At 49.9% G+C, this 21,531-nt stretch carries 26 protein-coding genes; 8 read left to right on the top strand and 18 right to left on the bottom strand.

Annotation, left to right across the window (positions count from 1 at the left end; all coding sequences use genetic code 11):
- Positions 1 to 10 precede the first annotated feature (10 nt).
- Both WDY75_RS11585 and WDY75_RS11580 read left to right on the top strand, forming a co-directional pair.
- The gene (locus tag WDY75_RS11585) at positions 11 to 445 is read left to right on the top strand and encodes a GNAT family N-acetyltransferase (protein WP_063480032.1); all 435 of its coding nucleotides are present in this window, start codon (positions 11 to 13) and stop codon (positions 443 to 445) included.
- 17 nt (positions 446 to 462) lie between these two features.
- Positions 463 to 819, top strand: a complete 357-nt coding sequence (locus WDY75_RS11580; protein WP_006211347.1) for a VOC family protein — start codon at positions 463 to 465, stop codon at positions 817 to 819.
- A gap of 99 nt (positions 820 to 918) precedes the next feature.
- Here WDY75_RS11580 and WDY75_RS11575 read toward each other — a convergent pair whose 3' ends face one another.
- The 4 genes from WDY75_RS11575 to WDY75_RS11560 form a co-directional block, all read right to left on the bottom strand.
- The gene (locus tag WDY75_RS11575; protein ID WP_006211348.1) at positions 919 to 1,302 is read right to left on the bottom strand and encodes a YraN family protein; all 384 of its coding nucleotides are present in this window, start codon (positions 1,300 to 1,302) and stop codon (positions 919 to 921) included.
- Entirely contained in the window at positions 1,302 to 1,613 is a 312-nt protein-coding gene (locus WDY75_RS11570) for an EscU/YscU/HrcU family type III secretion system export apparatus switch protein (protein ID WP_006211349.1), read from the bottom strand. The genes WDY75_RS11575 and WDY75_RS11570 overlap by 1 nt, the downstream gene beginning before the upstream one ends.
- Positions 1,610 to 3,616, bottom strand: coding sequence for a hypothetical protein (locus WDY75_RS11565; RefSeq protein WP_063480033.1), 2,007 nt, complete (start codon positions 3,614 to 3,616; stop codon positions 1,610 to 1,612). The genes WDY75_RS11570 and WDY75_RS11565 overlap by 4 nt, the downstream gene beginning before the upstream one ends.
- Before the next feature lie 80 nt (positions 3,617 to 3,696).
- Positions 3,697 to 4,314: a ribonuclease HII gene (locus tag WDY75_RS11560; RefSeq protein WP_082834422.1), complete on the bottom strand. Its 618-nt coding sequence runs from the start codon at positions 4,312 to 4,314 to the stop codon at positions 3,697 to 3,699.
- Positions 4,315 to 4,598: 284 nt separating this feature from the next.
- Here WDY75_RS11560 and WDY75_RS11555 point away from each other — a divergent pair.
- A protein-coding gene (locus WDY75_RS11555) for an IS3 family transposase (RefSeq protein ID WP_127502898.1) occupies positions 4,599 to 5,749 on the top strand; the annotation gives its coding sequence in 2 pieces (ribosomal slippage) (positions 4,599 to 4,860 and positions 4,860 to 5,749; 1,152 coding nt in all).
- 157 nt (positions 5,750 to 5,906) lie between these two features.
- On the opposite strand, the gene ylqF is transcribed toward WDY75_RS11555, so the two are convergent.
- The 13 genes from ylqF to wecB form a co-directional block, all read right to left on the bottom strand.
- Positions 5,907 to 6,773, bottom strand: coding sequence for a ribosome biogenesis GTPase YlqF (ylqF, locus tag WDY75_RS11550; protein ID WP_006211352.1), 867 nt, complete (start codon positions 6,771 to 6,773; stop codon positions 5,907 to 5,909).
- 54 nt (positions 6,774 to 6,827) lie between these two features.
- Entirely contained in the window at positions 6,828 to 7,442 is a 615-nt protein-coding gene (gene lepB, locus WDY75_RS11545; protein WP_006211353.1) for a signal peptidase I, read from the bottom strand.
- A gap of 102 nt (positions 7,443 to 7,544) precedes the next feature.
- Positions 7,545 to 7,889, bottom strand: coding sequence for a 50S ribosomal protein L19 (gene rplS, locus WDY75_RS11540; protein ID WP_036642425.1), 345 nt, complete (start codon positions 7,887 to 7,889; stop codon positions 7,545 to 7,547).
- A 241-nt stretch (positions 7,890 to 8,130) separates the two neighbouring features.
- A complete protein-coding gene (locus tag WDY75_RS11535) occupies positions 8,131 to 8,271 on the bottom strand; it encodes a hypothetical protein (RefSeq protein WP_006211355.1) in 141 nt (46 codons plus the stop codon).
- A gap of 101 nt (positions 8,272 to 8,372) precedes the next feature.
- Entirely contained in the window at positions 8,373 to 10,421 is a 2,049-nt protein-coding gene (locus tag WDY75_RS11530; protein WP_063480034.1) for a collagen-like repeat preface domain-containing protein, read from the bottom strand.
- Between the two features lie 183 nt (positions 10,422 to 10,604).
- Positions 10,605 to 11,420: a tRNA (guanosine(37)-N1)-methyltransferase TrmD gene (gene trmD, locus WDY75_RS11525; protein ID WP_063480035.1), complete on the bottom strand. Its 816-nt coding sequence runs from the start codon at positions 11,418 to 11,420 to the stop codon at positions 10,605 to 10,607.
- Between the two features lie 3 nt (positions 11,421 to 11,423).
- Positions 11,424 to 11,945, bottom strand: a complete 522-nt coding sequence (gene rimM, locus WDY75_RS11520) for a ribosome maturation factor RimM (RefSeq protein ID WP_006211359.1) — start codon at positions 11,943 to 11,945, stop codon at positions 11,424 to 11,426.
- A gap of 111 nt (positions 11,946 to 12,056) precedes the next feature.
- Complete coding sequence (locus tag WDY75_RS11515; protein WP_006211360.1) at positions 12,057 to 12,287, bottom strand: KH domain-containing protein; 231 nt, start codon at positions 12,285 to 12,287, stop codon at positions 12,057 to 12,059.
- Between the two features lie 21 nt (positions 12,288 to 12,308).
- Positions 12,309 to 12,581: a 30S ribosomal protein S16 gene (gene rpsP, locus WDY75_RS11510; protein ID WP_006211361.1), complete on the bottom strand. Its 273-nt coding sequence runs from the start codon at positions 12,579 to 12,581 to the stop codon at positions 12,309 to 12,311.
- A 48-nt stretch (positions 12,582 to 12,629) separates the two neighbouring features.
- Positions 12,630 to 14,012 (bottom strand): signal recognition particle protein, encoded by a 1,383-nt coding sequence (gene ffh, locus WDY75_RS11505; protein ID WP_006211362.1) that lies wholly within the window; start codon positions 14,010 to 14,012, stop codon positions 12,630 to 12,632.
- Between the two features lie 21 nt (positions 14,013 to 14,033).
- Positions 14,034 to 14,390, bottom strand: a complete 357-nt coding sequence (locus tag WDY75_RS11500) for a putative DNA-binding protein (RefSeq protein WP_006211363.1) — start codon at positions 14,388 to 14,390, stop codon at positions 14,034 to 14,036.
- Positions 14,391 to 14,529: 139 nt separating this feature from the next.
- Entirely contained in the window at positions 14,530 to 15,177 is a 648-nt protein-coding gene (gene trhA / locus WDY75_RS11495; protein WP_036642034.1) for a PAQR family membrane homeostasis protein TrhA, read from the bottom strand.
- Between the two features lie 77 nt (positions 15,178 to 15,254).
- Complete coding sequence (gene wecB, locus WDY75_RS11490) at positions 15,255 to 16,319, bottom strand: non-hydrolyzing UDP-N-acetylglucosamine 2-epimerase (RefSeq protein ID WP_063480521.1); 1,065 nt, start codon at positions 16,317 to 16,319, stop codon at positions 15,255 to 15,257.
- A 263-nt stretch (positions 16,320 to 16,582) separates the two neighbouring features.
- Here wecB and WDY75_RS11485 point away from each other — a divergent pair, with 263 nt between their 5' ends.
- The 5 genes from WDY75_RS11485 to WDY75_RS11465 all read left to right on the top strand — a co-directional run bounded on the left by WDY75_RS11485 (position 16,583) and on the right by WDY75_RS11465 (position 20,429).
- Complete coding sequence (locus WDY75_RS11485; RefSeq protein ID WP_063480036.1) at positions 16,583 to 17,611, top strand: hypothetical protein; 1,029 nt, start codon at positions 16,583 to 16,585, stop codon at positions 17,609 to 17,611.
- Between the two features lie 137 nt (positions 17,612 to 17,748).
- Positions 17,749 to 18,783, top strand: a complete 1,035-nt coding sequence (locus tag WDY75_RS11480) for a glycosyltransferase family 2 protein (protein ID WP_082834424.1) — start codon at positions 17,749 to 17,751, stop codon at positions 18,781 to 18,783.
- A gap of 27 nt (positions 18,784 to 18,810) precedes the next feature.
- Positions 18,811 to 19,821 (top strand): polysaccharide pyruvyl transferase family protein, encoded by a 1,011-nt coding sequence (locus WDY75_RS11475; protein WP_063480038.1) that lies wholly within the window; start codon positions 18,811 to 18,813, stop codon positions 19,819 to 19,821.
- Between the two features lie 64 nt (positions 19,822 to 19,885).
- On the top strand, positions 19,886 to 20,161 hold the full coding sequence (locus tag WDY75_RS11470) for a hypothetical protein (protein ID WP_228030025.1): 276 nt from the start codon (positions 19,886 to 19,888) through the stop codon (positions 20,159 to 20,161).
- Between the two features lie 64 nt (positions 20,162 to 20,225).
- Positions 20,226 to 20,429, top strand: coding sequence for a hypothetical protein (locus WDY75_RS11465; protein ID WP_006211370.1), 204 nt, complete (start codon positions 20,226 to 20,228; stop codon positions 20,427 to 20,429).
- A 90-nt stretch (positions 20,430 to 20,519) separates the two neighbouring features.
- Here WDY75_RS11465 and ftsY read toward each other — a convergent pair whose 3' ends face one another.
- Positions 20,520 to 21,521, bottom strand: coding sequence for a signal recognition particle-docking protein FtsY (gene ftsY / locus WDY75_RS11460; RefSeq protein ID WP_006211371.1), 1,002 nt, complete (start codon positions 21,519 to 21,521; stop codon positions 20,520 to 20,522).
- Positions 21,522 to 21,531: the final 10 nt, after the last annotated feature.

The raw sequence follows: 21,531 nt of genomic DNA, 5'->3' as shown, positions 1-21,531 counted from the left end.
TGAATACATCATGGAAGTCAGACCGATGGCCCCTGCTGATATGGATGATCTCATCCAAATCTGGCTTGATGCATCCAAGGAAGCCCATCATTTTGTCCCAGCCGAATATTGGGAGTCCCGGCAAGCGGAAATGCGGAATGTCTATCTCCCGATGTCAGAAACCTACTTGATTGAAGACGCAGGAGGCATCCAAGGGTTCGTCTCCATGGTTGAAAATGATCTTGCCGCATTATTTGTTAACACAGGCCAACAAAATCAGGGATACGGAAAAGCACTTCTTCACTGCGCCATGAACCTTAGAGATGTTTTGAAGCTTCGGGTGTATGAGAAGAACCAGAGGGCATTCCGCTTCTATATAAAAAACGGTTTTGAAGTTCTTGATGTTTCGGTGGACAGCGACACGGGGCAAAAAGAACAGGTCTTGATCTGGAGCAGCAACAAATAAAACCAAGGAGTGATACCATGACTACTTCTATTTTTCAGCATATTGACACTGTCTTTGTACCCACCCGGAATATGAAAGCTGCAAAGGAGTGGTACACAAATGTTTTGGGAGGCCGAGTCGGTTGGGAGAGCGAGCAAGGCGAATACCAATGCATCCTGTTCGGGCAGACATCCCTCACCCTGTTCTCTACAGAAGAGGGTAAGTATTTTGAGCCCCGTCACGCAATGTTTAATTTTTTTGTCTCCAATGCCGAGGAGGCTTATCAACACCTGAAGGACCATGGCGTACGCGTCGATACCATTCTGGAGTACGGCGCAACCTACTTTACCTTCTATGATCTGGATGACAACTGTCTGGAAGTCTGCCAATACTAATGGAAACTCACCGTTTAAGTAAAAGAAGGTGAAGGAGTTTATCACTCCGCCACCTTCTTTTTTTAATTCGTGTTATGCGGGGTAGCATTCACTTTCAATCTAAAAAGCATTCTCGATATGCTCCATCGAGACAGCCGACAGATCAGCGCCAAGAATTATCGAGATGACATCGAAGCGAATCGACCGTTCATGGTAACGCTTATGATGCACGTACTGCTGTGCCGTATTCCGAACCTGTATCATTTTGCGGGCATTGACGGATTCCGAAGGCGTACCGAAGCTAGTCGTCCCGCTCCGGCTTCTTACTTCAATGATCACGAGGGTCGCCCCGATCTCGGCAACGATATCCAGTTCTCCAAAGCGGCAGCGCCAATTGCGGTCCAGTATGCGGTAACCTTTCTCAACCAAGGCTGCTGCCGCCAATTCCTCAGCAGCCGCACCTTTTTGCTTGCGGCTGTCTTTCTTCCCGAATCGAGAGGGCATTACGGCATCATTCCCTCCTGCTTCGCCTGACCATCCGCGCGATAAACGTATGTCAGCACTTCGGCTACGAGCTGATAAAGCTCTGCAGGGATCTGCTGGTCCAGGTCCAGCTTGGAGAGAATCTCCACCAATGCGGCGTCCTCCTGAACAGGAACCCCATGCTCTTTGGCTTTATCCAGAATAGATTCCGCCAGCTTGCCCTGTCCTTTGGCAACAACCATCGGCGCTTCACTCTCGCCAGGCGTATATTTAAGAGCAACGGCCTTTTTCATGGCCGTCATCGATCCTTGTTCTTGCTCTTGCTTGGTCATATCCGCATATCCACCCCTTTATAGGTCTGAGGGGCGTATTCTGCGGCCGTTCCCTGCACCGACATATCCGAAGACGGCTGTGGATCAACGGGCAGCGGTTCTGTTTTTACGCTTAACAACTGATAACCAATGGACGCAACAGCCGTAGCCAGCTCTTGCTTTGTTCCTTCAAACAGTTCCGCGGCAAAGCTCTGGTCATTCCGGAAGCTGAGGCTGACAATCCGGTCGACGACCTGCACATCAATGAGGGTCGGTCCCAGAAATCTCATATCCAGATCAAACAACAGCCGGCAGTTGGTGGCATCGAGCTCGCCTTTGCGCCCTCTGCGCGACTGAATATGTACGGAGGCGGTCTGTTCTCCGTCCGCGCCATGCAGAGGGATAAACATGGTAACCTGGGCGAACGGTGCTGTTCTATCCGTGTTCAGCAGGAGCTGCTGCCCCGTTAAATGCTGCACGATTTGCTGAGCGGCTTCCTTCAGTGCCGGCGGTGTTTCCTGGCTGGACAGAACTTGAAGGAGCACCCCCTTCAAGGTGTCCTGAAGGGCTTGTGACGAGTCGCCTACCTGCGTTGAGGCGATGACTGACTGCTGCTGCATGCCCTGGACCATACTCTGCTGTGCAGAAGGCACAGAGGGTTGTGCCACGCCCGGCTGATTCGCTGTGCCCGCTTGGGCAACCGGAGCTTGTTGAATTATGCTTGCTGCGTTACCAGCCGTAACAGGGGCGCTCGGTACGGCCCCTGAGCCGGTACCGGCAGCATTGACGGCTGGCGGCTGGGAAGCGGCGACTCCCCCAGCTGCCGCCTGCTGCTGCGCCGCAGCAGGCGGCGATAAAGCAGCACCCGCTGTCGATGGAGCGGGTGCTGGAGCAGGAGCAGGTGCGGGCACTACCGCACTCGCTCCTGCCGCGCCGCCGGCGGGCAGCGCGGTCGCCTGCTGCCCGCCCGGCAAAGCGGCGCTACCCGTGCGCGCCGCTTCACCCGCGGGGCCGCTGACGGCCCCGCGCAGGCTTTGCTGCTCGTGCTCTGCACCGAGCAGCTTCAAGAGCCGCCCCACCCACGGCTCCGCGCCAGGGGTGGGCGGCTTGGGCGAAGGGCCTGCGGCCCCTTCGCCCGGGGCTGCCGCCGGCCCAGCGGGCACGGCGGCTTGTCCGGCGGCAGGCGTTGCCGTGCCGCCGCCAGCCCATGGCTGCGCGAGCTCGCCGCGCAGCTGCTGCAGCAGGCCTTGCAGCTTGGTCAGCAGTGCCTGCTGACCTGTCGCGGCCTGCGCTGCGCTGCCAGCGCCTCCTGCTGGAGTGCTGGCCTGCTGCGGTACGGTTTCAGCTGCTGCGCCGCTCGCAGCACCGGCTAGAGGAGAAGATGCAGGCGCTGTGCCTTCCCCCCCATCTCCAGCAGTCCCGGCGCCGACACTTATAACAGAAGCCAGCTGCTGCTCAAGAGACTGCAGTAATTGATGGAGCTGAGGTCCGAATACTGCCTGATGCAGCCCCTTCACACTTTCGGGAGTAATCGGCAGTCCGCGATGAAACGCGATAGCAGCCGACTCCGCCCATTCTGCCGCAGGAACCATTGGTGGTTTCACGGCCAACGCCTCACGAAACATAGCTATATTTTCCTTCGTTAACGAAACTCCTGCCGTCTGCATGCCCTTAATCATTTCCCGGTTTTCCTTCGTATCCGGGAGACCGGCAAAGTCCAGCACCTCCGCCATGGAGGATGGGGACAACGGCTGGCCCGGCGTTGGACTAAGTGGCTTGAGTACGGCTGTCCCTCCATCTCCCGGCGGCTGAACCTGCAGAAGCGCGGTTTCTCCGGCTCGGAGCGGCGTTTCCAGTTTTGCCTTCACTTGAACGCCCTGGATCTGCACTAACGCTTCCTGCCCATCTTCCGATACGTTCATAACCACACCGCGAACGACCTGACCCGGCTTTAATTCCAACGTCTTGGCGTCTCCCGGCTTTTGCTCTCCCAGGAGTCCGCGAATCAACGATCCGATGTTCACGATTTATCCTCCCACGCCTTCTATTTACCTTATATATCGGCAGCAGCCCGCCTTTTGACGAGGGCGGGCTGCATCGAATTCTAGAATAAGGACAATTGCTCAATCTCCATGTTTTTCAAAAAACTTCTCCGGTGCATGGACGTAGGTCCGTGCAATTGCAGCTGTTCCCGGTGAAATTTGGTTGCGTAGCCTTTATGTACTGCAATTCCGTATTCCGGATATCGCGCCTCCCATTCCCCTTCACACAATCTGTCACGGGTGACCTTCGCAATAATGGAAGCCGCGGCAATGGACTGGCTGTTTGCATCGCCTTTGATAATCGCACGCTGCGGGATATCGCAATCCACCTTCTCAGCATCAACAAGCAGAAATTGAGGGGTGACCGCCAATTGCTCAACAGCCATCTTCATCGCAAGCCTTGCCGCTTGTTTAATGTTGATCCTGTCGATCGTTTCCGCATCCACCAACCCCACACCGACAGCGAGCGCATCTTCCATGATGAGATCATAGAGTGTCTCCCGCTTCTTGGCACTGAGCTTCTTCGAATCATCAATCCCTTCGATCACTAACCCTTCCGGTAAAATAACCGCCGCCGCAACCACATCTCCGAACAAACAGCCCCGGCCAACTTCGTCAATGCCTGCAATATGTATATAATGATTCCAATAGTCACGCTCGTACATTAATAAATCCGTCATAGGTTTAACCCCTTTGGTTCCGAATTACCGCTTGTTTCAAGTCCGTACATACGGTCTGTCAACTACACTCTCAATCTAGTAACTCTTCTAGACTATCACACAAGACACAGGGCGTCACCCTTTCGCAGCAAACGCCGATTCCAGAACAGGTAGGATCATACCATTTCAACAAAAAGAGCTGCCATCACCGGCAGCTCTTGGTATTATCCCCTCATGGTAGACAGTGAAAAAAGAGGACATGTTACAATGAACTCAAATACTGGATACCGGAGGGGATTTTTGTTATGTCAGCGAAGAAAGGCCAAACCTTTAATCGATATAGCGAAGAAACGAAGAAAGAAGCCGTTCGTCTGCGAGTGGAAGAAGGTTGGGCGTACAGTCAAATCATGAAGAAGTTTGGGATTAAGAGCGAGAGCCAGATTATCACATGGGTTCGTAAAAACCAAAATGGAGAGAGTTTCGAGGATTACCGTGGACGTTGGACGAAGAAGCATTTTAGTAGTGCAGAAGAAGAAAATGCTTATCTGAAAGCACAGGTAGAATATCTAAAAAAGCTCAATCCAAATTTGCACGGAGAGGAAAGTTGGATTTCGAAGCCCGGTGCCAGTCCGTTCGAGAAATAAGCAAGTGGGCACCTGTGGTTTGGCTGTGTAAAATTGCTGAAATTTCACGTGCAGGTTACTACAAATGGAAGAAAAATGCTGCCCTCAGAGAGAAACGAGCAGACCGGGATGCGGATCTGAAAGCACATATTTTAAGCATTCATCGGCTTCGTCCTTATTTCGGCTACAAACGTATGCGAACCGCGTTAGGCAAAGAAGGCCTTGTAGTGAATCACAAAAAGGTACGCCGCTTAATGAGAGAACTTCAGATTCGTTCCGTGATTCGCAAGAAACGTCCATTTGCTGGCCGGAAACCGTCCGTTCTGTTCCGTAATGTCCTAAATCGGGAATTCTCAGCGACAACTCCTGTGCAGAAGCTCGTGACGGATATTACGTATGTCCGGATTGGGCATGATTTTGCTTATCTCTCCGTGGTGATGGATCTGTACAACAATGAAATTGTAGCGTGGGAACTCTCTGAGCGAAATGACTTAAAACTCGTTACAGACACAGTGAAGAAACTGAAATGTGGACCTTCCTTGCTCCACTCGGACCAGGGGTTTCAGTATACAACACAAACCTATGCCAAGTTACTTGAAGAGAAGAAGCTTACAGGAAGCCATTCCCGGCGTGGAAACTGCTATGACAATGCTTGCATTGAGTCGTTCTTCTCCCACTTAAAGACAGAGAAACTGTATTTGGAGAGACCTCAAAATCTGGAGCAAGCCAGGAGCCAAATTACGGAGTATATTTCGTTTTACAACATGGAACGTTTCCAAAACAAACTGGGCGACCTCTCCCCGATTGAGTTTCGGGAAAAAGTCGCCGCTTAATAAAATCTCTTTTTTTAATGTCTACTTGACGGGGCTATGACCACTCTTACCTTGTCTTACATTCACTTTTTTATCACGTGCCAAAAACAAAACCTTTATGCTGTATCATCCTCATGGCGGACATGAGCAGAGATGTTATCACATTATCCCAAGCTAATCAATAAGGGGACTCCATGGAATAGCGGCCTAGCTTGCCTGCACGGAGCTCACGCAGGAATATGCTCGAGGCTTTTTCCAGATCGACTCTGCCGCCGCTTACGATACAGCCGCGTTTTCTTCCGACCGCTTCCATGACGGCAACGATTTCATCCGGATTGTCCAGATCCGTCGGACGTTCCTTGAGATCAAATCGCTCACTCATCGTCTCCCAATAATAGTTGGAGAAATATTTGATCGCAAAATAGGCAATATCCTCTACGTTCAATATTTCTTCCTTGATCGCGCCGGTTACCGCAAGTCGGTACCCTACATTCTGATCCTCAAACTTCGGCCACAAGATACCTGGTGTATCCAGCAGCTCCATCTCCCCGCCGGCAACCTTAATCCACTGCTGCCCTTTCGTTACACCTGGACGATCCCCCGTCTCCGCGATGTTACGGCCAGCAAGCCGGTTAATCAGAGTGGACTTGCCCACATTCGGTATACCTACAATCAACACACGCATCGCACGCGGATTCATTCCCTTGGCGATTTGTTTGTCGATTTTTTCCTTCAACAGCAATTTAATCTGGTTTGGAATATCCTTGATGCCTGTTCCTGTTGATGCATCTACAGGAAAGGCCGTTAGGCTATTTTCTTTAAAATAAGCCTGCCATTGCCTTGTAACCTCAGGATCGGCCAAATCGGCTTTATTCATGATGATCAGCCGCGGCTTGCCCTGCAAAATCTCGTCAATCATCGGATTTCGGCTTGAGAGCGGAAGCCTCGCATCGATCAGCTCAATTACAGCATCGATCAGCTTCAGCTTCTCCTGAATTTGGCGGCGCGCTTTGGTCATATGTCCAGGAAACCATTGTATTGTCAAACGTCGTCACCTCTACTTTGCTCTGCAAACTTTCATCGTTCTATAGCGTCGTGGCTAATGGTTGATGAGCCCTACGTCTTTAATCGGCCAGAAAATCAAGTCTGCTCGACCGATAATATCCCCCAAAGGAACATATCCTATCATTCGGCTGTCTGTGCTGTTGGAACGGTTATCCCCCATCACAAACACATGGCCTTCTGGAACAACGCCTTCCGGAACGAAGGAATTCGGAAAATCTGTGTTATTGTACAATCTGTCCTCAGCATGGGCCTTATCAATTGCTTCCTGTATGTAGGTTTCATTCACAGGCTCTCCGTTGACAAGCACTTTATCGCCTTCAACTTTAACCGTATCACCAGCAACAGCGATCACGCGTTTAATGAAATCCCTACCCTCATCAGGAACATGGAATACGATGACTTCTCCACGCTCTGGCTTGCGGATATCATATAGAATCTCGTTAACAATCAACTTTTGATTGGATACAAAATTAGGTTCCATAGACGGACCTTGCACAATAAACGGTTTAAAGAGAAGCCAGCGAATGAGAACGACGAGAACCAGAGCAATAAGAAGAGCCTTTAGCCATTCTACCAGCTCGTTTTTGGCCTTCTTGGCCGGTTTCCCCACGTTTGTGTCCAATGCCTCATGTTGTTGATCTTTCTCCATAACCCACCGTCCTTCTCTATAGATCGCTTTCCATAATAGCGATTTTTGGATATACAAAAGGGGCTTGTATATACGCACAAGCCCCTTTTTACCGCCTTGTAATTAACGACGAATTTCTTTAATTCTCGCTGCTTTACCGCGCAGTTCACGAAGATAATAAAGCTTCGCACGACGCACTTTACCACGGCGAGCCACTTCGATTTTATCGATTTTAGGCGAGTTGATTGGGAAAGTTCTTTCCACACCAACACCGTAAGAAATTTTACGAACGGTAAAAGTCTCACTGATTCCGCCACCGCGACGTTTAATTACAACACCTTCGAACAACTGGATACGCTCACGAGTTCCCTCGATAACCTTTACGTGTACTTTCAAAGTATCACCAGGACGAAAGCTCGGAATATCCTTGCGAAGTTGTTCTTCAGTAATCGCTTGAACGATATTCATCATCTATGACTCCCTCCTCTCACACAGGCGTTCTTGCATCTTCCGGAAATTCTATGTATTTCCTTCATTATCCGCAGCGGACCACCGTATTCACAACAAAAGAAATAGTATCACATTTTGCGGTTAGAATCAAGTATTTCATCTTTACACCCATCCAGATGATCCATAATTATAGTACACTCACCTTTAAAAAACCACTTTTGGCATGTAAGATAACATGTCAAAAGTGGTTAGACTAAGATTAATTTACGGATTCTTTCGAATCGCTTGCCTCTTTATGGCGCTTGCCGTAATATTCCAGAATATCATCGACGGTTTGAAAGGATACTTCTGTATGATCTTTTTCCATTTGATTGTTATACGTTACATTATTATCTGACACGATTAAGGGCCTCCTCAACAATGCTTATGTCTTGTTTCCAATAATGTATTAACCACAAACATTTCGGCTGTAACATGTAAAATCTTGCAGCTGTTCTTATTTTAATAACCCATTCTGGTGATATTGAGCCTGGCGGCGGTCTGTGTAGATGTAACGGTTTGGGTCTGTGCAGACAAATTATATAGCTGTACGGTATCGCCAACCTTCATGTTGATAACGGCAGAGCCGGATACCCGATCGTCATTTGCACTAGATGCCATGTTGGCCGGAGAAGTCGTATTGCTATTAACCACAATTCCGAAGATGCCTGGTGAATTTTGCTGGTTGGAAAGTGCAACTTGCCAGTTGATGAAATAAAAACCTGCGGTGTTGATCGTGAGTGTCGTGGTTCCATTAAAAGTTACGCCTTGCAGTTCATTTTGCGAGAAGATGATGGGCGACATCGCTGGAACCGATTGAGTCCTTCCCGCCGCGTTATAAAGTACTGCTCCCCCAACCCATGGCCCGGCCCCCGTTGAACCAGCAGCATCGGTTACTTCAGACGCTCCTGCGGCTCCTGCTGTTCCCGTACGGCGAATTACCGCTGTAACCTCAACTCCGCCCGTTGGCCCCGTAGAACCGATTACTCCAGTCACTCCTGTGGTCTCTATTGGGCCTGTTAACCCCGTGATGGTTACTGCACCTGTCACTCCTGCGGCTCCTGTAACACCCGTAAATCCTATGGAGACAGTTGTTCCCGCCATGCCTGCTGGACTTGCCGCTTCGGTTGCGGTTGCTTCAGCTGAACCCGCGATTCCTGCTTCGCCCGTAGTTCCCGTAACCCCAACCACACGCGCTGCTCCGCTTGGAACGGTTACTGCCCTTCCACTTACAGCACCCTTCGGTCTCGTCATCCCAGTTCCCCCGGTGGTACCCGTAACTCCATTACATCCGGGCGCTCCCAATAGACCTCTATCACCCGTGACCCCAACTACACCTGTTGGCGCGGTCGGACCCGCTGTTCTAGCTGTGCCTGCTGGACTTGCCGCTCCCATTCTACCTGTCGGCCCTCTCGATCCCTTAAGGCTCGCTCTGCCTGTCGCTCCGATGGATCCAAACGCTACTGTTGCTCCCGTATTTCCTGTCGCCCCGGTTGAACCTCTTACTCCTGTCATTCCAGTAATGCCCCCCGGAGTCATTACTCTTGCAGTACCTGTAGCCCGATTCTTTCCCGTCGCACCTGCAGCCACTGTCAGGCCCGTTAGTCCCGCGACCCTGATTCGACCTGATTCCAAGGAATCTCCTGCTTCAGCAGTTTCTCTTGAGCTCGGAGAACCGTGTCCTTGAGCGGTTTTAGCTTCTACATGATGCTGAACATGATCAGCACTGGAGTTCTTTAAGATAGACAATAATGACTGCAATGCAGCTTCCCGGACCGCTTTCGGAAGGTTCAGACCCGAAACAACACCTGACAGGGCATTGGTATAGTTGGCCAGTTGAACGCTCAAGTCACCTGAAGATGCACCGTTCCCCAAGAGCCTATCCATTCCTTCTGTAAGAGCTTGCATCCCGTCAAGCTCCTGCTTCGAAACACCCAATACACTGCTCTGCTGATGGATACCTTGAAGAACATCTCCAAGGCGCTGTCTGGATCGTTCACCCGGGTTCTTGACAGCATCCATAACATATCGCGGCAAATTGATCACCAGATTTGCTAACGGAATCGGATCAGAACGCTGTGCCGGATCATTCATCACGGTTTGAATGCCATTCTGAACTTCCGCAAGCACTGGATTAATGACACTGCCTACGCCAATGCGTTCCCCAAACGTTTGCAGCAAGGTTACGACCCCATTCAGTCTTGAGGCAATATTCTGCAGGTTATCTGCATTCGGAATCGTCACAACTTGCTGGACCGCTTCCTTCATACTGCGGTGTTCTCTTTGTGCAAACCTCATGCCGGACACCAGCTCGTTCAGACTCTGTAATTGTATTTTGATTCGAGTGAAGTTATCATTCTCTGGCAACTCCACAAATGCACTTGTCAGCGAAGCCAATTGGGAAATCCGCGCAACAAACCTCGCGGCTTCGGTCCTCCTCACTCGCATTCGTCCAGAAGCCAGCCCACGAATCACGGCTTTATTGCCCTTACGCCTCCTCTTCTCTTGCATCTAACCTACTCACCCCTAACAATTCTCATTCATCCGCAAACGCCTATGTAGGCACATTATTCAATGGATATGGATTATGTTCTCGTCAGCCTCTCTTATTATTGTTATTGATTTCGGCAGTAATCTATACGAAAAAAAGGAAAGATCGGCATACGCAGATCTTTCCTTTGTCTATGGCATTCATTATAAACGTTCCGATTCTTGCTGAAGCTTTGCGATATAAATCCGATCCTGTTTGGACAATTCCAGCTTGTCCAACAATTCAGGTCGACGCTCCCAAGTCCGTCTGAGCGCTTGTTCACGGCGCCACACTTCGATATTCGCATGATGGCCGCTGAGCAGAATATCCGGCACCTTCCATCCCCTGAATTCAGCCGGACGGGTATAGTGAGGGTATTCCAGCAGCCCTGTGCTGAATGAATCCGTCACCGCCGATGTCTCATTGCCAAGAACACCCGGCAGCAATCGAACCACGGAGTCAATAACAACCATTGCGGGCAGCTCTCCGCCTGTAAGCACATAATCCCCGATGGATAATTCATCAGTAACCAAATACTCGCGGATGCGTTCATCATAGCCCTCGTAATGACCGCATATGAACACAAGATGCTCTTCCTGAGACAGTTCTTCCGCTTTCTTCTGTGTAAACGTCTCGCCTTGCGGGCACATCAGAATAACGCGTGGAGGCTTAACGCCTTCTGATGATTCCGATGAGCCCTCCGCCAGCCCAGCCTCTTCCTCGTTGTTCGAAATCTGATCATAAGAACGTGGAGTTAGAATATCCTCCACTGCGGCAAATATCGGATCCGGCTTCAACACCATCCCGCCCCCACCGCCATATGGCGTATCATCCACCTGACTATGCTTGTTTCCGGCGTACTGGCGGAAGTTGATAGCATTTAAATGCACAATTTGTTTCTCGGCCGCTTTACCTAAAATGCTCGAATGGAACACACCGTCGAACATTTCCGGGAACAGCGTCAGCACATCAATCCGCATGGACTATAACAACCCTTCCATAAGATGCACGCGGACAAGCTTGGCTTCCTTATCTACGTCAAGAACGACATCCGGGATGGCTGGCAGCAGAACTTCCTTGCCTTGAGGGGTCTTCACAACCCATACATCATTAGCTCCGGGCGTTAAAATTTCTGAAATCGTGCCAAGCTCCTCTGCCGGTTCATCATCTGTCAGCACCTTGCAGCCAATGATCTCATGGAAGTAATACTCGTTGTCCGGAAGCTCCTCCTGAAGGTCCGCTTTGATCTTCAGCAGAGAGCCTTTATACTTCTCAGCATCGTTAATTCCATGCAGCTCTTTGAATTTAAGGACATACATATTTTTATGAAAACGGGATGTATCCACCGTTGCTTCAATCATGCTCCCTTTGTCCGGGACAATAAACAGCTTGCTCTTAACAGCAAATCGCTGGTCAGCAAAATCCGTATGTGGCATCACTTTGACTTCTCCGCGGATTCCATGCGTATTCACGATTTTGCCTACGGTAAACAACTTTTCAGACATGGTCTTCCTCCTGCATCACTTAATGAACGTTCGCTCATGTATGACCGACTGATTTCTTCAGCATGTACGAAAAAGGGCTAGGACATGCATCCTAACCCCCTTTCGTATATTTTAAGAAATGATATCAACGGTCACCCGTTTATCCATTTTAACTGCCGCCGATGTTACGACTGTACGCAATGATTTGGCGATACGCCCCTGTTTGCCTATGACCTTCCCGACATCGTCAGGATGCACGTACAGCTCATATACAATCAAGTGCTCCTTCTCAACGGTCTTCACAGTCACATCTTCTGGATGATCCACTAAAGCCTTAGCAATAACGCGAACTAATTCTTCCATAGATAACCCTCGCGATCAGTCTTATTTCTGATGCTTCAGCTCATGAAACTTCTTCATTACGCCCGCTTTGCTCAGCAAGTTGCGAACAGTATCAGATGCTTGCGCACCATTTTGAAGCCAGTTCAGTGCTTTCTCTTCATCGATCTTAACTTCAGCCGGTTGAGCAACCGGATTGTAATAACCGATTTCCTCGATAAAGCGGCCGTCACGTGGGGAACGGGAATCAGAAACCACCACGCGGTAGAAAGGAGCCTTGTGAGCACCCATGCGTTTCAGACGAATACGTACTGCCATTTTGAAAATTCACCTCCTTCAAAAAATGTCCATGCTTTATGTCCAAACTTAACGGAATGGGAACTTCATGCCTTTTCCACCAGTCAAGCCTTTTAACTGTTTCATTGCTTTATTTTTACCGCCTTTGGGACCCATCATATCCGAGAATTGTTTCATGACGCGGCGCATTTCATCAAACTGCTTGATCAGCCGGTTCACTTCAGCCAGCGAGGTTCCGCTGCCGGCCGCAATCCGTTTGCGGCGGTTGTGATTGATAATATCAGGCTGCTGCTTCTCCGCTGTAGTCATGGAGTGGACAATGGCCTCAATGCGTCCCATCTGCTTCTCGTCAACTTTGAGATCCTTGGTCTGCTTCATCTTGCCCATGCCGGGAATCATATCCATCAGCTGATCCAACGGACCGAGCTTCTTCACTTGGTCCATCTGTTCCAGGAAATCCTCAAACGTAAATTCAGCATTACGCATTTTACGTTCCATTTCCTTGGCTTTGTCTGCATCAATATTCGATTGGGCTTTCTCAATTAGGGACAGCATATCGCCCATACCGAGAATCCGGGATGCCATCCGTTCCGGATGGAACGGCTCCAGGGCATCAATCTTCTCACCCAGCGCCGCGAACTTAATCGGGCATCCGGTAACAGCTTTGACCGAAAGGGCAGCACCGCCTCGGGTATCACCGTCCAGCTTGGTCAATACAACGCCTGTAAGCGTCAATTGCTGATTGAAGCTTTCCGCAACATTCACCGCATCCTGACCTGTCATCGCATCAACAACAAGCAGCACTTCATCGGGATTTACAACACTGTGGATTTGCTTCAGTTCTTCCATCAGTTCTTCATCGACATGCAAACGGCCCGCAGTATCGATAATAACATAATCGTGACCGTTATCCTTGGCATGCTGCAAGCCTTGCTTCGCAATCTCAACCGGGCTTGTCTTGTCTCCAAGAGAGAATACAGGCACATTAATCTGTTCTCCAAGGACCTCAAGCTGTTTGATCGCTGCCGGACGATAAATGTCACCGGCTACGAGCAGCGGTCGGCTGTTCTGCTTCTGCAGCAGCTTGGCCAGCTTACCGGATGTCGTCGTCTTACCTGCACCTTGCAGACCGGCCATCATAATGACCGTAGGCGGTTTATTGCTCTTAACCAGTTTGGCCTGGCTGCCACCCATCAGCTCCGTCATTTCTTTATTAACGATGTCGATGATCACCATGCCGGGCGTAAAGCTGTCCATCACTTCCTTGCCGATGGCCTTCTCTTTCACTTTGGATACAAAATCCTTAACCACTTTGAAGTTAACGTCGGCTTCAAGAAGCGCGAGTCTTACTTCACGCATGGCGGCTGTTACATCTTCTTCGGACACCTTGCCTTTACCACGAAGCTTGCTGAACACATTCTGTAGTCTGCTGGTCAATCCTTCAAAAGCCATATCCGCCACCTCCGTTCATACTTAATCCCATACCTTTAATCGTTCAACCATATCGGTCATTACATTCTTATCATGTTCATCCAGGTCGCTAATCTCCACCCATTTCCGAAACTTATCCAGCTCACGGACACGCGTTTCATGCTTGCTCAGCAGCCCAAGCTTCTCTTCGTAAGACTCAAGCACCTGCTCTGCACGCTTAATATGTTCATAGACGGCCTGACGACTAATCTCAAATTCACCAGCGATTTCTCCCAAGGAAAAATCGTCATGGAAATAATATTTCAAAAAGGTCTGCTGCTTCTCTGTCAGCAGCTGCTCATAAAAATCGAACAGCAGATTGATCCGGTTCGTCTTCTCGAGCCGATTCTCCTGACTCATTTAAGGGCACCCCCCTCGTCAAGGAAAAACACTTTACAGTTCGCTTAACGAACCTTATCATACATAAAACAAAGAAGGATGTCAAGCAATTTCCCTTGTCATCCTTCTTCATGTGCAGCAAGCCTTTTTCCTACCCTGTTTACCCGACAGGAAGAAGGTAGATCAGTATCGCAAAAAAGTGAAGAATCGATCCCGCAAGTACAAACAAATGCCAGATCGCATGATGGTACGGGAAGCCCCGCCATACGTAAAAGATCGTGCCTAGGGTGTACAGCACGCCGCCAAGAGCGAGCAAATTCATACCCTGCGGTGCCACAACGGCGGTTAAAGGGTTCCAGGCAATAACGATCAGCCAGCCCATCGCAATGTAGAATATCGTGGATAGAAACAGAAACTTCTTCACGAAGAAGGCTTTGAAGATGACGCCGAACAGTGCAACTCCCCAGACGATTCCGAAGAGGCTCCATCCAAGCGTTCCACGAATGGCCACCAGCAGGAAGGGAGTGTACGTTCCTGCGATAAACAAGTAAATGGAGGAATGATCCATAAACTCAAAGAAATCTTTGGCTTTACCGTCCCTCAAGCCGTGAACCAGCGTTGAACTCAAATACAGCAGCAGCATCGTCGAGCCGTAGATCGTAAAGCTGACAATATGCCATGCAGTGCCCTTCAAACTTGAAAATACAATCAAGAGCACCAGCGCAGCAACACTTAGCGCCGCTCCTATGCCATGTGTTATTGCATTCGCTATCTCTTCTCGGCGTGGATAAGTGTAAGTATTGGCCATAACAGGTATCCTTTCGCTTGAAATCTTATACTTCATTATAAGCCCTGCCAGCATACAAAATCCAGCAAGCATCCAGATCAACGCCCTTTTGAACGGAAAAATTGCAAAATGGCGTCGACGATTTGACGCGAGGCAGTGCCATCACCAAAGGGATTGCTGGCTCTTGCCATGTTGCGGTAGGTCTCCTCATCCGTTAACAGCTTCTCTATTCCTGCCACTACCTCATCGCAATTCGTGCCAACACACTTTAAGGTGCCCGCTGTAACCCCTTCAGGACGCTCTGTCTTGTCCCTCAATACCAGAACCGGTTTCCCCAGCGACGGCGCTTCCTCCTGAATACCCCCGGAATCCGTCAAGACGAGATATGCGCGCTGCATGATATGGTGAAGATCAACAACATCCAGCGGTCCTGTCAGATGAATTCGCTCATGTCCCTCCAGAGCTTGCGCTACCGCCTGCTGCAGAACGGGGTTCGGATGAACCGGATACACCACTTCGACATCCGGGTGGTTCTGGACGGTTCGCTTTACAGCCTCAAGCACGCCCTTCATAGGTTCACCCCAATTCTCCCGGCGATGCATCGTCATGAGAATTAAGCGGGCATTTTCCCGTAACTTGCTCTGTAAAGGGTGCTTAAAGGGAGCCTGCAGCGTCCATCTCATGGCATCGATCCCCGTGTTTCCCGTTACATACACATGATCCGTACGATGCTCGGCTCTGAGATTGGATGCCGATAGCGCTGTAGGAGCAAAATGCATATCGGCTATTCGGCCAATCCATTCCCGGTTCATCTCCTCCGGAAATGGCGCGTATTTGTCATAGGTCCGCAATCCCGCCTCCACATGCCCAACCGGCACTTTCGCATAATAGGCCGCCAAGGCGCCTATGAATGCCGTTGTTGTATCCCCGTGAACCAGGACCAGATCGTACCTTTGCGCCTGGAATACATTTTCCATCCCTTTTAACAGGTCGGCACTCAGGCTGTACAGCGACTGTCCTTCCTTCATCATATTTAAATCCATCTGAGCCTCGATCTCAAAAAATTGAAGAACCTGATCCAGCATTTCCCGATGCTGGGCGGTGACACAAACAATTGGGGTCAATCCCGGAGTACGTTCCAATTCCTTGACCAACGGTGCCATTTTGATCGCTTCTGGACGCGTTCCGAAGATAACAAGAACATTTTTTTGATCCACGAATCTTCACACTCCCCCTCGCTTTCATATGAAAAGGTATATCTGGGATGACATATCTTAAGCATTATATGGAAATTTGATAGATTCGTTCTGGTCATACGCACGCTTGAGAAAAACCAACCATTTTTCAATCACTCGGCTCATTCGTCCAATTCTATGAAGCTAGCATTGCATATATTATTGCGAGAACAAAGAAAGGAGGAAACCTCTTGGCTGTCATCATTTATCCCAGAACGATGAACTGGTCGTACATGAAACAGAGACCGCAGCAGCTAATGACACAATTGGGCTCGCTTGGTCATCAGGTTTTCTTCGAAAACCTGGCACCGCTGGATAAGGAGTTTAAAGAGATTGAACCGAATGTGTATCTGTTTACGGATACCAAGGCATTTCTGCACAAAAAGCTGCCTGCATTGCGAAAGGAGCATCCCGTTGCCGTCTGGACGACCTGGTCCAAGCTCCGGACGCGCATTTCCACGCTCTTTGACCCTGATATTACAATCTACGACTGCTGTGATGAATTTCCGCATTGGGCTAAATATGAACCCAAAATGATTGACGAGGCGGATCATGTCGTATGTACGGCAGAGGTCATTCGCACCCGATTGTCACTGGCATACCCCGGTAAACCACTGACCTTGATTCCGAATGGCGCTGATGCTTCGTTTTTTCATATTCCATCCAGTGATAGACCCGCTGATCTGCCTCCGGGTCCTGTTGTTGCTTATATCGGTGCTTGGGCCTATTGGGTAGATCATGAACTGTTCGCTAAAGCCGCCATTCAATTTCCGAACGTCCAGTTTGTATCCATTGGAGCTCCTTACGGCAGCTCAGGCGACTATTCGAAGCTGCCTAACGTGCATATACTCGGGGAAAAGCCGCACCACGAGCTCAAGCGTTACCTCACTCATATCGACGTTGCGTTGATTCCATTCCAATACCATCCGATTACGCTCGCAACCAATCCCGTTAAAGCCTATGAATACTTGGCATCGGGTGTCCGGGTGCTATCAACGGCCTTGCCGGAATGCATCGCCATGGAGCCGCATGTAACCACTGCGACAACCCATGACGATTTCCTTGTTAAGCTGGCCTCCATGCTTCATCACCCTGACACTGCAGAGCATAAGCTGGCCCGGATTGCGTACGCCCGAGAGAACCGCTGGATTGAGCGCGGACTGAAAGCCGATCAGGTCATCCGGCTAGTCCTCCATGATAAAGGCTTGACATCGAATTGATCCCGTACAACTTACTTCGCACGCAAGCATTAGGCTATGGATTGACCAATACGTCAGCGTACCGCGATCGTATCCTTCAGGAAGTCACACATGCGGACAGAGAATGGGTTCTCTGGAGCCTCAGCAGGTCTTTTCCCATGAGAAGAACACTCATTTCCTTCCCTATGCCTGCACATATCCCGGACGCTGTAGTCTGTATATGTGTTCATGGTGTTCCTCTCTATTGGAAAAAAACCTGGCTGCTCGCAAGGCTCACCCATTGGAACGCCAGGCTCCCCGCTGCCCGATTTCTGCCTTATGATCTGCTGCCAACGGACTCAAGACTTGTTCTGCATCTGGATGCATCACAGAACGATTCGTTTCAAAAGGAACTGCCGTATATTCTCCCGATACTTGCATCCACACAGATGCAAGAGAAACATACTGGAGACAAAGGGGATTTATCTCCTGTGGTCCCTGCTCAACCTGCAGTTTCCATATTGATGAGCATTCATAATATGAAAGACACTCTGGGCTGGAGCATCCGTTCTGTGCTGGCACAAACCAACGAAAACTGGGAGCTGCTGATTGGGGATGACGGCTCTGGGGACGAGAGTCTTGAGGAAGCCTGCGCTTATCAAGACAGCAGAATACGTGTTCTTTCGCAAGCGCGTAACCGCGGGAAAGCCTTGATGATGAACCGGCTGCTCTTTGAAGCACGGGGGCGTTACATTCTGGAACTGGATGGGGATGACTGGCTGGCACCGAACGCAGTAGCACTCCTGACCGAAGCGCTTGACCTGAATCCGGATGGCGGTATCGCCACGGGATGGTATGGCTGCTGGGAACGAACCAGGCAGTTCGGTCCGCTGTGGAGAAGAGATGTGGACTCCGGCAGGCTTCATTCAGAATCATCCGCTCCGTTGCCCAATCCATCGAATGACCGCAGTCACCCGATCGTGCCCAGAATGTATCGCAAATCTTCTCTGATCGCCATCGGCGGCTGGTGGAATCGTGAGGATCGCCTCGGACGTATCTTCGAAGATATGGACGTTACCTCCCGTCTCCTGAAACACAGCTCTCTAGCTCATGTCACGGCTGTCCTCTATCATCGTGTCATCGACGGCACCAGTATCAGCCAACGTAATCGTAATCTGTTCAAAAGCTGGAATCAGCAGTCAGACAAGATCTAGAACGCATTCGCAAAGGAGGTGAACGTAATGCATATTGCCGCTTCCGGATACTATGGCATGGGAAACTTCGGAGATGACTTGTTTCTTCACACCCTTAGGCAAGTATTCCACGAACATCACGTCTACCCTTGGAACTCCCGCTTGGATCCGCGCCGAACGGATGCTTTCATTATCGGAGGAGGCGATTTAATCACACCCTACTCGTTCAACCGTTATTACTTCCCGCCACAATTAAACGGACAGCCCACATGGGTGTATGGCGTAGGTATCGTTGATGCCTACCCCGAACACACTTGGCCCGAAGAGCAGGTAGCCGCGTATCGCGACATGATTTCCAAAGCGAACCGGGCCGTCTTCCGGGATGAACGTTCCTCGGCTATAGCCAAGCGGGCGCGATTTCATCCTAACGTGGAGACGGCTCCTGACATGGTGTTCGGCTATCGTCAGCCCGACATCCCGGTACAGCGATTTTCCAGACGTCCAACCATTGGGGTTGTTGTATTCGCCTATGAATCATTCCCTATGGACAATATGACAAAACTTCTGGCACATCTTACGGCAAAAGACTACCATGTCGTGCTTATACCGGTCATTCATCATCCGGGGAATGCGTACTCGGACTACAACACCTGTTTACAACTGCAGCGAAACATCAAGGAATGCACACCTGCAGCTTCCGTTGAAACACTGCCGTTTCTTATGGACATTGAGCTGACTTACCGTTTCATTCAATCCGTTGACTATTTAATCTCCTTCAAACTTCATCCGTCGCTGGCCGCCTTGCGTGGGGGTAAGCCTGTACTGGCGCTCAGCACCATGAGCAAAGTGCATAGCCTCCTAAGCTCCTTTGGTCTAGGTCAGTATTTTACCGACTATCGTCAACCGCTTGAGGCCCTGATCGATAAAACCGAAACCTTCCTTAAGTACGGTCCTGGTCATGTGCAGCAAGTTATGCCTATGATCCGGGCAGCAGAGAACGAAAGCACGGCCTCGCTTCAGGATTTAAAGAATCATATTGAAGGGCACACCCGATGGTAATACAGAAAGGAGAATGACTATGTGTTGCTTCCTGTTCTGCAGACGACTTGCTGCACGAGTAAAGATGTTAACACGGCAGGTTGAGTTTCTAAGCCAGCAGACCGGTCAATTGACCGAACGCGTAGAGTCACTGGAGAGTCAGGTGCTCACGGGCTTAACCATCATTCCGGAACTGATTCACTATTTCGAAGTCCGCACAGGGCAGCAAGTACGGGTCAGCACCACCTTTGTCACCTTGGAAGGCGTTGTTCTTGCAACTGCCGAGGACGGGGTACAGCTCCGTGAAGCTTCCGGAGATCTGGTGCTGATTCCATTCGCGAATATTACTTCCGTTCAATAAATCCCCTCAATGGCTGCTGATCTTCCGTTTCAAACTTTCATTACAGCAAGGAGGGAATTTCGATATGCGCTACGTGGATTGGCTGCAAGGATTTATCGGATCCGAAACCGAAGTAACGGTGTCGGGAGATGTGATCATTGGCACCCTGACCGAAGTGGGAGAAGGGACCATCTCTTTAAAAATCCCGCCCATCATCTATGGCCCGCCAACCGATACAGCTATCATCCCGCTTCGTGCGATTGAATTCGTTCGAATCGTCTCTTCTTAATCACATCCGGTTATCACTCGAATCGAACATGAAAAAGGACCGAAAGTACAACTTTCGGTCCTTTTGTATTTGATTTAACTTCAGAAGCGTCTAATCTTCTTGTTCTGCTTCATTCTCTTCTTCCTTAATCAATCCGGCAAACAAGGCATGGACAAATTGCTCCGAATCAAAAGTCTGGAGATCCCCCATCTTCTCTCCAAGCCCTACCAGCTTCACTGGCAAATTCAACTCTTGACGAATCGCAATGACAATTCCGCCTTTAGCCGTACCATCCAGCTTGGTTAATACAAGCCCGGTCACGCCGCTCTTCTCACCGAACAGTTTGGCCTGACTTAGCGCATTCTGACCTGTTGTAGCATCGAGTACCATCAATACCTCATGCGGCGCACTTGGGATTTCGCGTTGAATGACACGGAATATCTTATTCAGCTCTTCCATCAGATTCGTTTTGTTCTGAAGACGCCCCGCGGTATCACAGATCAGAATATCTGCCTGCCGCTGTTTGGCTGCTTGAACCGCGTCGAACATGACCGCTGCCGGATCAGAGCCAGGCTGCTGCTTAATGACCTCCACACCAACCCGTTCGCCCCATACTTCGAGCTGTTCAATAGCACCTGCGCGGAACGTATCGCCCGCTGCAAGCATAACTTTTTTGCCCTCCTGCTTGTAACGGTGCGCAAGCTTACCAATTGTAGTTGTCTTACCAACTCCGTTTACGCCAACAAAGAGAATGACCGTAATTCCATCCGGATTCTCGCGCAGTTCATTGCTGCTGTCATCACGAAGGAGACCCATCAGTTTCTCGGACAATACCGGCTGCAAATCGGCAGCATCCTCGATCCGCCGTTTTTTCACTTCGGCACGAAGATCATCCATCAGGTCCATGACCGTGTTGACGCCAACATCAGCGCCAATCAGAATCTCTTCCAATTCCTCGTAGAACTCCTCATCGATCTTTTTGCGGCGAATGACCAGGTCCGACACTTTCTCGATAAAGCCCTTCCGGGTTTTCTCCAGTCCGTCCCTGAACTGTTTCGTTACGTTTTCTGTCTTGCTGGAAATGCTCTCTTTTAACTTCTTAAAAAAGCTCATACGTTCCCTC

It is taken from the genome of Paenibacillus glucanolyticus, assembly GCF_037333485.1.
GTDB lineage: Bacteria > Bacillota > Bacilli > Paenibacillales > Paenibacillaceae > Paenibacillus_AQ > Paenibacillus_AQ glucanolyticus.
This window is presented reverse-complemented; position numbering and strand designations above follow the sequence as displayed.